8 protein-coding genes and 1 pseudogene are annotated in these 10,989 nt (G+C 66.8%); all 9 read right to left on the reverse strand.

The genetic code is table 11. The features are described 5' to 3' along the window. Nucleotides 1-951 carry an ABC transporter permease gene (locus DNK34_RS19710; protein ID WP_131176871.1) on the reverse strand — a complete coding sequence of 317 codons (951 nt, stop codon included), beginning with the start codon at nucleotides 949-951 and terminating at the stop codon, nucleotides 1-3. After that, nucleotides 948-2,573, reverse strand: a complete 1,626-nt coding sequence (locus DNK34_RS19715) for an ABC transporter substrate-binding protein (RefSeq protein WP_131176870.1) — start codon at nucleotides 2,571-2,573, stop codon at nucleotides 948-950. The genes DNK34_RS19710 and DNK34_RS19715 overlap by 4 nt, the downstream gene beginning before the upstream one ends. Before the next feature lie 86 nt (nucleotides 2,574-2,659). Then, entirely contained in the window at nucleotides 2,660-5,092 is a 2,433-nt protein-coding gene (locus DNK34_RS19720; protein ID WP_131176869.1) for a TonB-dependent receptor plug domain-containing protein, read from the reverse strand. Between the two features lie 86 nt (nucleotides 5,093-5,178). After that, a complete protein-coding gene (locus DNK34_RS19725) occupies nucleotides 5,179-5,970 on the reverse strand; it encodes an ABC transporter ATP-binding protein (RefSeq protein ID WP_131176868.1) in 792 nt (263 codons plus the stop codon). Next, a pseudogene (locus DNK34_RS19730) lies at nucleotides 5,967-6,731 on the reverse strand (ABC transporter permease); the annotation flags it as partial. The gene DNK34_RS19725 and the pseudogene DNK34_RS19730, both read right to left, overlap by 4 nt. A gap of 102 nt (nucleotides 6,732-6,833) precedes the next feature. Beyond that, complete coding sequence (locus DNK34_RS19735; RefSeq protein ID WP_131176866.1) at nucleotides 6,834-7,628, reverse strand: class II aldolase/adducin family protein; 795 nt, start codon at nucleotides 7,626-7,628, stop codon at nucleotides 6,834-6,836. Nucleotides 7,629-7,659: 31 nt separating this feature from the next. Beyond that, complete coding sequence (locus DNK34_RS19740) at nucleotides 7,660-8,610, reverse strand: D-isomer specific 2-hydroxyacid dehydrogenase family protein (RefSeq protein WP_131176865.1); 951 nt, start codon at nucleotides 8,608-8,610, stop codon at nucleotides 7,660-7,662. Then, nucleotides 8,607-9,803: an acyl-CoA dehydrogenase family protein gene (locus DNK34_RS19745; protein WP_131176864.1), complete on the reverse strand. Its 1,197-nt coding sequence runs from the start codon at nucleotides 9,801-9,803 to the stop codon at nucleotides 8,607-8,609. The genes DNK34_RS19740 and DNK34_RS19745 overlap by 4 nt, the downstream gene beginning before the upstream one ends. A 279-nt stretch (nucleotides 9,804-10,082) precedes the next feature. Beyond that, nucleotides 10,083-10,979 carry a LysR family transcriptional regulator gene (locus tag DNK34_RS19750; protein WP_131176863.1) on the reverse strand — a complete coding sequence of 299 codons (897 nt, stop codon included), beginning with the start codon at nucleotides 10,977-10,979 and terminating at the stop codon, nucleotides 10,083-10,085. Between the last annotated feature and the right edge of the window lie 10 nt (nucleotides 10,980-10,989).

A 10,989-nucleotide genomic window follows, 5' to 3' on the forward strand; every position in this document is an offset into this window, starting at 1 on the left:
CTACGACACCTTTGGCGTGTGGGTGATGCGTGGATCGAGGGCCGGGTAGAGCAGGTCGACGATCAGGTTGACCAGTACGAAGGCCGCGGCCGATACCGCGACGATCGCCAGCACCACCGGGATGTCCTGGCGCAGCACGGCCTCCTGGGCCAGGCGGCCGACGCCGTTGCGGGCGAAGATGGTTTCCACCAGCACCGCGCCGGACACGGTGTTGCCCACCTGCAGGCCGATCAGGGTGAGGATCGGCAGGGCGGCGTTCTTGAACGCATGGCGCGCCTGCACCTGGGCCCGACTCAGGCCCTTGGCGTAGGCGGTGGCGATGTAGGCTTCCTGCCACACGCCCTGGAAACCGCGCTGCAGCACCTGGGCGTAGACCGCCGCGCTGGGGATCGCCAGGGTTACCGCCGGCAATACCAGGCTGTCGAAGCCGCGGCTGCCGGTGGCCGGGAACCAGCCGAGGCCGAAGGCGAAGACCTGGATCAGCAGCAGTCCCATCCAGAACACCGGCACCGAGAACCCCAGCGAGGGCAGCCGCGCCAGGGCCACCTTCAGCGGCAGCCAGCGCACGTAGGCGGTGACATAGGCCAGGCCGATGCCGCCGATCAGCGACAGCACGATGGCCAGGCCGGCCAGTGACAGCGTTTGCGGCAGGCGTTCGGCGAGCAGCTCGGCGACCGGACGGTTGAGCGACAGCGACTGGCCGAAGTCGCCCTGGAGCGCGCCCCAGAGCAGGCTGAAATACTGTTCGAAGAGGCCCTTGTCCAGCCCGTAGTAGGCCCGCGCCCTGGCCAGCTCCTCCGCGGACAGGGCGTCGACCTCCAGGCCCGAGGCGCTGAGCATGATCGACAGGGTATCGCCCGGCAGCAGGTAGAGGATGAAGTAGGTGATGCTGTAGGCGCCCCAGAGCACCAGCAGGGCCTGGGCGACCCGACCGATCAGGTAGCGACTCATGGCTCGCCGACCTCGATATCGTTGAGGAAGGCGAAGCCCTCGGCCGTCCAGTGGAAGTTCTTCACCCGCGCCGCGGTGGCGGCCTGCCAGACGCGCTCGTAGATCGGGAACGCCGAGGCTTCGTCGACCAGCAGGTCCTGCAGCTCGCCATAGGCCCGGGCACGTTGTGCCGACTGGGTGGCGGTGATGCCGGCATCGAACAGCGCCTTGGCCTTTTCCAGTACCTGCGGTTCGTAGAGGTTGGTGGCCAGGGTCGAGCTGTTGGCGGTGCGCGGATCGAGGATGGTCTGCAGGATGATCGGGTCGGCGCGGGTCATGTAGCTGGAGGTCAGGTCGTAGTTGCCCGAGGCGTTGCCGGCGACCCATTCGGCGCGGGTCAGCACATTGAGCCTGAGGTCGATGCCGACCTTGCGCAGTTGATCCTGGATCAGTACGTCGCCGGCCGTTTCGGCTGGCGTGAGGTTGTAGCTCAGGCTCAGGCGTTTGCCGTCCTTGTGCCGGTAGCCATCGGCGCCTTTCAGCCAGCCGGCGGCGTCGAGCAGGCGTTCGGCGCCCTGCGGGTCGTAGGCCAGTTTGTCGCTCTGGTCCTTGAAGTAGGGCGTGGTCACGTCATAGATGCCGCGGACCACCGGGAACTCGGCGTTGTACACGGTGCTGGCGTAGCTCTTGCGGTCGATCGCCTTCTGCAGCGCCAGGCGCAGCTGCTTGTCGGCCAGCAGCCGCTCGTCGCGGGTGTTCGGGTAGAGGTTCAGCGCCGGCCCCGGCAGGGAGCGGCTCTGGATGGTCGCGCCCTTGCTCTGCAACAGGTGCAGGTCCACCTCGGAGAAGGGGTTGCGCGGCCACAGCAGGTCGACCTTGCCCTGCACGAACAGGCCGTTGCGCACGCTTTCTTCGGGGATGTAGCTGATCTCCACCGCGTCCAGATGGGCCTCGCCCTGGTTCTTCACGTTGGCCGAGGCCCAGGCGTAGCCGTCGCGCCTGACCAGGCGCGCACCGACTTCCGGGGTGTAGTGCTCGAGGACGAAGGGGCCGCTGCCGATGATCTGGCCGAGCGAGCGCTCCTTGGCCGTGAGCGCGTAGGAGGCGGGCGCCAGGATCGCCAGGTTGGTGGTGGAGGTGGCCTGCAGGAAACCGGCGTTGGGCCGCGACAGCACCAGTCTGACGGTGAAGTCGTCGACGATCTCGGCGTGGTCGTAGCCGGCCAGGTAGGTGGCGCCGAAGGTCGCCGGCAGTTCGGCGGCCAGGGCCTTGTTGGCATCGAAGGCGGTCTTCACCGCCCGCGCGTCGAAGCGTTCGCCATTGCTGAAGGTGACGTCCTCGCGCAACTGGAAGGTGTAGCTCAGGGCGTCGTCGCTGACGTCCCAGCTTTTCGCCAGCCAGGGGATGATCTCGCCGCTTTGCGGGTCCTGGTCGGTCAGCGACTCGGCCACGTTGCGCAGCAGCACGCGGTGCTCCAGCCAGTAGACCTGGAACGGGTCGACGCTGACCAGGGTGGTGTTGTCGCCGAAGAAGGCGATGCTCAGGGTCTTGCCGGCGTCGTCGCTGGCGGGCGAGCAGCCACTCAGGCCGAGGGCCAGGGCGCAGGCGGCCAGCAGGTGCGTTGCAAGGCGCGGTTTGTTCATCTGGTCCTCCTCGGAGTGTTCGGCGGCTGGCGGTGATTCGGATGCATGGTCGGTTCCCTGTCGAAACGGCCGCGGCGGCCGGACGGTTAGAAGTCGTAGGCGAGTTTGCTGTACCAGAAGCCGCCGGCCGGGCTGAACGGCGGGTTGCCGTAGCGGGCCAGGCCATTGGCGTTGTAGATGGCGTTCTTGTCCGGGCGCACGTTGAAGATGTTGGTACCGCCGAGGCTGACGGTCAGGCGCTCGAAGAAGGTGTAACCGATGTCCAGATCGGTGATCCATTTGGCGCCGAAGCTGCGGTCGCCGGCACTGTTCACCGCCAGGGTCTGCACCGAGCCGTAGCGGGTGGTCTGCAGGTTCACCGCGAGGTTGTCGAGTGTCCAGTTGGCGCCGAGGATCCACTTGGTGCGCGGCGAGGCCACGGTCAGGTCGCCTTCGCGGTCGCGCCCCACCAGGGGGATGCCGGCATCGGCCAGCAACTGCGGCGAGCCCTTCACGTCCTCGATGGTGGTCTTGTTGTAGTTGAACGCCGCGCTCCAGCGCACGTCGCCCCAGGCGCCGAAGGGGCTGGTGTGGTCGGCGACGACGTCCAGGCCGCGGGTGCGGGTGTCGAAGGCGTTGGTGTAGAAGTTGACGTAGCTGCCCGCGGCCTGGCCGGCATCGACCAGGATGGCGTCGATGACGCCGTTGCCCTGGTCGTAGATGTTCGAGGTCAGGGAGATGCGGTCGTCGATGTCGATCAGGTAGGCGTCGACGGTCAGGTTGGTGCGTGGCGCGGGTTTCCAGGCCAGCCCCAGGCCCAGGTTGCGTGACTTTTCCGGCTCCAGGTCGTCGCCGCCCAGGGCCTTGGCCAGGGCGCTGCCCGAGGGCGTCAGGTAGGTCACGGCGGGCACCACGTTGCCGTTGATGTCGGTGGTCACGCGGTTGTCGTAGACGTTGTAGGCGATCTGCGTCAGCGACGGCGCGCGGAAGCCACTGCCGACGGTGCCGCGCAGGGCCAGGGTGTCGGTCAGTTCATAGCGCGAGTTGAGCTTGAAGCCGAAAGTGTTGCCGGAATCGTCGTCGTAGTGCTCGACGCGGGCGGCCACGCCGATGTACCAGCGCTCGCTGGGGTCGAAGCCGAGGTCGAGGTAGCCGGCGACGTTGTTGCGGATCAGGTCGACCTCGTTCTCCGGGCGGATGGTCACCGCGGCCTGGGCGCCGGAGGCGGCGTTGTAGCTGCCGGTGACGTAGGCCGCTTCGTCGCCGGCGAAGGTGCTGTAGCGCTCCCAGCGATGTTCCAGACCCAGCGACACCTGGGTCGGCAGGCTCAGGTTGAAGAGGGTGTCGTAGCTGCGGGTGATGTCGGCATTGTTGACCCACTGCTCGAAGCGGAAGGTGGCCAGGTCGTCGAACCTGGTCGGCGAGTCGGTGCCCAGCGACGGGTTGATGTTGAGGTCGCTGGAGTGGTGGCTGTTGTTGCGCCCGTAGCTGGTGGACAGGTCCCAGTCCCAACCGGCGAGTACGCCCTTGCCGCCGAACAGCGCCTGGTAGTCGGTGTCCTTGATGTTGTTGACCGGGTAGTAGCCATCGGGAAACACCTCCGGCACCGAGGCGCTGCCGTTGGGAAAGCGGTAGTAGTTGTAGGCCTCGGCATCGCGCTCGCCATAGGTGGCGTACGAGTACAGCGTGAAGTCGTCGCCGAGCGGCAGTTCGGCGTTGTAGGCCAGGTTGAAGGCCTCGATGTCCGGATCGCCGTTCTTGATCGCGACACGGTCCCAGGCCGCTTCCCGGGCGTCGTCGGCATAGGCGCGGATGCTGCGGTCGGCCTTGTCGTTCCATTGCGCGGTACCGCGTTTGCGGGCATCGGCCGAGGCGTGGAAGAAACCGCCAGCGCCGAGTTCGAACCCCTGGTTGGCGGCGAACTTGATGGACTCGCCCTGGCCCGAGTAGAGCTTGCCGTAGCTGCTTTCCAGATGCCCGCCGGAAGCATCCGACTTGAGGATGATATTGACCACCCCGGCCACCGCATCCGAACCGTATTGCGCGGCGGCGCTGTCCTTGAGCACTTCGATGTGATCCACCGCGCTGATCGGGATCAGGTCGATGTCCACGGCATTCGCGCCACTGTTGTCGATCGAGCCGCGCGCGGCGGTGGCGCCATTGTGCCGACGCTTGCCGTTGACCAGCACCAGGGTGTAGACCGGCGCCAGGCCGCGGTTGCTGAGCGGGCGGGTGACCGAGTTGTAGCCGGCGATGTTGGTGCCGAAATTGAACGACGGCAGCAGTTTGGAAATCGCTTCGGACAGTTCGGCGCGTCCGGTCTTGAGCAACTGTTCACTGTTGATGATGTCGATGGGGGCCGGGCTGTCGGCGACGGTGCGCTGCTGGCCGCGCAGGCCGGTGGAAATCACCGTGACCGTGTCCAGGCGGGCTTCGCTCTCGGCGGCCAGGCCTGGCTGGGAACCGGCTCCCAGGGCCAGGGCGGTGGCCAGCGCGCAGAGCGGGGTCGATCCATGTCGTTTGTTGGCGGGGTGGTACATGCTTTGGCGTCCATTGCAAAGGTGTTGATGACATGCACTGGCCCTTGTTTCGGGTACAGAAGGGGGTGGTTGGCCGGGCGCCATCCTCAGATGGCGATGGCGCTGAGCGGATAGCCCGGGGTGAGAAACGGGTTGTGGTCGCGACCGATGCTGTCCGGGTCGTCCTGCTCCACGCCGAGCAGCTCGAGCAGGCGGCTGCGGATGGCGTTGAAGCCGGCCTGGCCGTTGTCGCGCGGACGGCTCAGGTCCACGCGCAACGCTTCGGCGATGCGCCCGTGCTGCAGGACGATGATGCGATCGGCGAGCAGGATCGCTTCGTCGACGTCGTGGGTGACCAGCAGCACCGCCGGCGTGTGCACCCGCCACAGGTCGATGATCAGGCGGTGCATGCGGATGCGGGTCAGCGCGTCGAGGGCGGCGAAGGGTTCGTCGAGCAGCAGCAGCTTGGGCTCGCGTACCAGGCTGCGGGCCAGGGCCACGCGCTGCGATTCGCCGCCGGACAGGGTGGCGGGAAAGGCTTCCAGGCGATGGGCCAGGCCGACTTCGGTCAGGGCCTGGATGGCACGGGCCTTGGCGTTGTCCACGCGCAGGCCGAGGGTGACGTTCTTCCAGGCGCGCTTCCACGGCATCAGCCGCGGTTCCTGGAAGACCGCCGCGCGCGCCGCCGGGGCGATCAGCTCGCCGCCCTCGATGGGGTCGAGGCCGGCCAGGGAGCGCAGCAGGGTGGTCTTGCCCGAACCGCTGGCGCCGAGCAGGGCGACGAACTCGCCCGGCGCGATGTCCAGGTCCAGGCCATCGATCACCCGGTTGTCGCCGAACTGGCGGATCACCCCGCGCAGGCTGACGGCGGGTGCGTCGATCTTGCTGTACGCATTCATGCTCGGTTCCTTATGAAGGTGGGGCGCCAGGCCAGGGCGAAACGCTCCAGGGTGCGGATCAGGCCATCGATCAGCAGGCCGAGCACGCTGTAGATCAGCAGGCAGATGACGATCACGTCGGTGCGCATGAAGTCGCGGGCATCGCTGGCCAGGAAGCCGATGCCGGCGGTGGTGTTGATCTGCTCGACGAACACCAGGGCCAGCCAGGAGATGCCCAGGGAATAGCGCAGGCCGACGAAGAACGACGGCAGGGCGCCGGGCAGGATCACGTGCCAGATCAGCTCGCGGCGGTTCAGGCCCAGGGTGTTGGCGGCTTCCACCAGTTTCGGGTCGATGTTGCGGATGCCGGCGAACAGGTTGAGGTAGATGGGAAAGGTGGTGCCGGTGACGATCAGGGCGATCTTGGTGAACTCGCCGATGCCGAACCAGAGGATGAACAGCGGCACCAGCGCCAGCGAGGGAATGGTGCGCAGCATCTGCATGGGCGAATCGAGAATGACTTCGCCACGCCTGGACAGGCCGGTGATCAGCGCGGCGACCACGCCGATGACCACGCCGATGCCGAGCCCGGTAACCGCGCGCTGCAGCGACACCAGCAGATGGCGCAGCAGTTCGCCGCTGCGGATCAGCTCCCACAGGGTGCCGCCGATCTCGCTCGGCGCCGCGATGACCCGTGCCGGAATCAGGCCGGCCCGCGAGGCGATTTCCCAGAGCAGCAGAATGGCCAGGGGGCTGACCAGGCGTAGCAGAAAGTCCGGCGTGGTCCACTTCTTCCTGGCAACGGCTCGCGTCGGCCGAGCCGTGGCGATGGATGAGGTACTGGCGTGTGTCATGGCATTGTCCCGATCAGCGATGGCGAGGCGTCAGTGCTTGTAGTCCTGGCCGGCGGCCCGTTCCAGCTGGCGGATCAACGCATCCCAGTGCAGCTTGATGCCGGGGCCATTGCCGTCGGCGAAGCGCGCCGATTGCTGGCGAACCTTCTCGATGGCGGCGGCGGGGGCGTGCAGCAGGTCGGCGTTGCCACCGGCCTGGGCGGCGATCTGGATGTTGCAGGCGCGTTCCAGGCCGTGCAGTTCGCGAAAGGCGTGCTCGACGCTGATGCCGCCGGTGAGCAGGCCGTGGTTGCGCAGGATGAAGATGTTGCTGTCGCCGAGGTCGGCCACCAGGCGCTCCTGCTCGTCCAGGTCCAGGGCGACGCCTTCGTAGTCGTGGTACTTCACCCGGCTGTAGTAGGCCAGTGCGTGCTGCGACAGCGGCAGCAGCCCGCCGCGCTGGGCGGAAACCGCGGCGCCGTCGCGGGTATGGGTATGCAGCACGGCTTTGAGGTCGGGACGGGCGCGGTGAATCGCGCTGTGGATGACGTAGCCGGCCTGATTGATGCCCAGCGCCAGCGGGTCGTCGACGATAGTGCCGTCGACATCCACCTTGACCAGGTTGGAGGCGCTGATCTCGTCGAACAGCAGGCCGAAGGCATTGATCAGGAAGTGTTCGTCCGGCCCGGGAACGCGGGCCGAGAAGTGGGTGTAGATATGGTCCGTCCAGCGAAACAGCGCCGCCAGCCGGTAGGCGGCCGCCAGCTTGACGCGCACCTCCCATTCTTCCGCGCTGACGCGTTGCTGGACGGAGGGCAGGCTGTGCAGGGTAGCGAGCGAACTCATGGCAATCTCCAGGCCTCGTTGGGCCATCTGTTCAGTAACCGCGTCCGATATCGACGAGGTTTTCCAGTGGTGCTGCCGCCTGGAAGCGCTGGAAGTTGGCGACGAAATCGTCGACGAACTGGCGTTTGCCGTCGGTGGACAGGGCACTGGTGTGGGGGGAAATACGTACCCGCGGATGCAGGTACAGCGGGTGATCGTTCGGTAGCGGCTCGGGGTCGGTGACATCCAGGGTGGCGCGGCCGATGCTGCCGTTGTCCAGCGCCTCGAGCAGGGCGTTCTGATCGAGCAGGCCACCGCGGGCCAGGTTGATCAGGTGCAGGCCGGGCTTGGCGCTGCCCAGCACATCGCGGTCGAGCAGATGGCGGGTGTCGGCGGTCAGCGGTGCCACTACCACCAGGTGATCGGCTTCGGCGAACAGATGGTGGATATCGCGGGCGGCCTCGATGCCGGGAATCTCGGCGATGGGCTGGCCGGGACGGCCCAGGGCGATGACGCGCATGCCCAGGGCCAGCGCCTTGTGCGCCAGGTTCTGGCCGATCGAGCCCAGGCCGAGAATGCCCAGGGTCGCGCCCTTGACCGGCTGCAGGTAGGTGAAGTGCCAGTCGTCGTCCTGCACCCAGATATCCGGAAGCCGCTTGGCGGCGCTGAAGATCGCCGCCAGGGCGAATTCGGCGACAGGGTTGGCGTTGGCGCCCTTGGCGCTGCTGACCTGCGGCACATCGAACAGCCAGCGCGGATAGAAGTCGATGCCGGACGAGGCGAGTTGCACCCATTGCAGCGACCAGGGCCAGCCGGCTGGCGGCTCCTTGAGGTCGACGCCGCGCACGTTGATGGGGCGCAGGATCAGGGTGTTGGTTTGCGCGGGAATCTGGCCGAGTCCATCGGGGCCGAACGGGACTTCGACGATGCGCTGATCCGGCAGGCGTTCGCGCAGGTAGGCGTTGGCCTCGGCGTCGAGTTGACTGGCAATCAGGTTGCTCATAGTGCGGCCTCCCTGGCCTGGACAAAGGCGGCACGGCCGACGGCGCTCAGCGCGACGTCGTCCTGCGGGGTGTGGATGCGGCTGCACAGCACGTCGCGGAAATGCCGCTCCAGCGGATTCTTGCGTGATAGCCCGGGGTTGCCGGAGGCCTCGATGGCCAGTTCCACGGCGCGGATCGCATTGCTGCTGACCAGTTGCTTGATCTGCCCGGCGTGCCGGGCGTCGACCTGGCCGGCGGCGGCCGAATCGAGCAGGGTGCGGTTGGCGAACAGCAGGGTGTCGATGCGCCCGATAATCTCCTGGAAACGCGGCAGAGTGGACAGGGCGGCGCCGAGATTGGACGGTGTGCGCGTGTTCAGGAACCCCACCAGCCAGTCGCGCGCGGCCTGGGCCACGCCGTCGTAGATCGCCGGCAGCAGCACCGACATCCACAGCATGGCTTCGCCATCGAGCTCGGCTCTGGGTGCGCTCCAGGGGCTGACGCCGACGGCGTGATCGAGGGGAATCAACACCTCGTCGAAGCGCACCTCATGGCTGCAGGTGGCGCGCATGCCCAGGTGATCCCAGTCGTCGACGATACGGATGCCGGGGGTGTCGCGGTGCACCAGGTAGCCGCCGACCAGCGGATCGGCATCGTCGCTGCGGGCCCACACCAGGTACCAGGTCAGGCCGTAGCTGCCGGTGGAGTAGATCTTGCGCCCGCTCAGGCGCCAGCCTTCGGCGGTGCGCCGGGCGATGGTCGCCGGCAGACCGCCACGGGCCGGGGTGCCGAGCTCCGGTTCGACGCGAAAGGCGTTGATCAACGCGCCGTCGCGCACGGCCTCTTGCGCCACCTGCTGACGCAGATGTTCCGGCCAGTGTGGATTGGACTGCAGGCGGAAGTGCTGCAGGTACTGCATGACCAGAATCAGCGCGGTGGAGGGTTCGCCTTTGGCCACGGCGGCGATCACCTTGCGCGCCGTGGCCAGGTCGGCGCCGCCACCGCCGAGCGCGCGCGGCACCGTCAGGCCGAGCAGGCCGTGACGATGCAGCAGGGCGAAGTTCTCGGCGGGAAATTCGCCGCTGCGGTCGTAGTCGGCGGCGCTCGCGGCCAGGCTCGCGGTGATCCCGTCGAGCAGCCTGGCGAAGTGCGTGTCGTCGCGAGGCAGATCGGGCGTCGAGAAGGCGGAGGTGGCAGCGGCGGATTGGGTCATGGGGCACTCATCGAAGGGCACAGAGGCTGGCGGGCCGCCAGCGCGTTTGTCCGTAGCGCCCCAGGTCGATGAGGTAGCTTGGATGAGACCGTATTCGTATATAGGTTAGCTGTAAAAGTCTTTTTGGTTCTAAGCTAATTATTTAAATATAGAATTAATAATCCTATTAATATGCAAGTTATGAATTTTAAGGGGATTCGGACGGTAGCTGTCGAGCCCCGCTGGGGCGCAAGGCTGCGAGCGGCCCGCCGGGCGAGCCGCTGGACGGGGAGGCGGGGGTCAGGCGTCCGCTTGCAGGCGCTTGGCGGCGACGGCGCCGAACAGGTCGACGGCTCCCTGCAGGTTGCCGAGGTATTGTGGATGCAGCAGCCACAGGTCGATCAGCGGCTTGAAGTCGCTGACGCCGATCACGTCCAGTTGCTCGCGATGGCGGCTGCGCGCCAGCAGGGGCGAGGGCACCAGACCCAGGCCCAGGCCGCTGGCGACCAGGCCCAGTTGCAGTTCGGTCCCGAAGGTTTCCAGGTTGATCTGCAGCGACAGGCCCTGTTCCGAGAGTGCGCGCAGCAGGCCGGCGCGGAAACCGCAACCGTCCGGGTTCAGCACCCAGCCATGCTGGTAGCAGTCCTTGAGCTTGTAACTGCGCTTGCGCAGCATGCCCTTGGCGGCGACGACCTGCAGCGACATGCGGCCGATGGAGCGGCTGGCGATACCTTCGGGGAAGATCTTGCCGGCCGGAAACAGGGCGGCGGCGGCGTCCAGCTCGCCGTTTTCCATCCGCGCGATCAGGCTGCTGCCCCAGCCATTGACCACCTGGGTACGCAGCTCGGGGAAGGTTTCGCGGATCTGCTGCAGGGCATCGAGCAGCACCACGTCGCTGATGGTCTGTGGCACGCCCAGGCGCAATGAGCCACTGGGCGAGCCGTCGCTGGCCACCAGTTCGCGCAGCGAATCGATCTCGCGCAGGATGGCCTTGCACTGCTCGTACACGCGCCAGCCCATGGGCGTCGGTTTCAGCGGCTTGGTATTGCGGTCGAGCAGGTTGGCGCCAAGATCTTCTTCGAAGTTCTGCACGCGCCGGGTGATGGCCGGCTGGGTCAGTTGCAGGGCATCGGCGGCCAGCTTGGTCGATTGACAGCGGATGACAGCGACGAAAGCATCCATGTCATCAATCTTCATCTTCGACACT

Origin of the sequence: Phytopseudomonas dryadis, from assembly GCF_004327355.1 — a bacterium.
GTDB classification, from domain to species: Bacteria; Pseudomonadota; Gammaproteobacteria; order Pseudomonadales; family Pseudomonadaceae; genus Aquipseudomonas; species Aquipseudomonas dryadis.

Bases quoted from the DNA above. Each gene is read 5' to 3' on its own strand.
- DNK34_RS19710 (WP_131176871.1), bottom strand. From the start codon at position 951: ATGAGTCGCTACCTGATCGGTCGGGTCGCCCAGGCCCTGCTGGTGCTC.
- DNK34_RS19715 (WP_131176870.1), bottom strand. From the start codon at position 2,573: ATGAACAAACCGCGCCTTGCAACGCACCTGCTGGCCGCCTGCGCCCTG.
- DNK34_RS19720 (WP_131176869.1), bottom strand. From the start codon at position 5,092: ATGTACCACCCCGCCAACAAACGACATGGATCGACCCCGCTCTGCGCG.
- DNK34_RS19725 (WP_131176868.1), bottom strand. From the start codon at position 5,970: ATGAATGCGTACAGCAAGATCGACGCACCCGCCGTCAGCCTGCGCGGG.
- DNK34_RS19735 (WP_131176866.1), bottom strand. From the start codon at position 7,628: ATGAGTTCGCTCGCTACCCTGCACAGCCTGCCCTCCGTCCAGCAACGC.
- DNK34_RS19740 (WP_131176865.1), bottom strand. From the start codon at position 8,610: ATGAGCAACCTGATTGCCAGTCAACTCGACGCCGAGGCCAACGCCTAC.
- DNK34_RS19745 (WP_131176864.1), bottom strand. From the start codon at position 9,803: ATGACCCAATCCGCCGCTGCCACCTCCGCCTTCTCGACGCCCGATCTG.
- DNK34_RS19750 (WP_131176863.1), bottom strand. From the start codon at position 10,979: ATGAAGATTGATGACATGGATGCTTTCGTCGCTGTCATCCGCTGTCAA.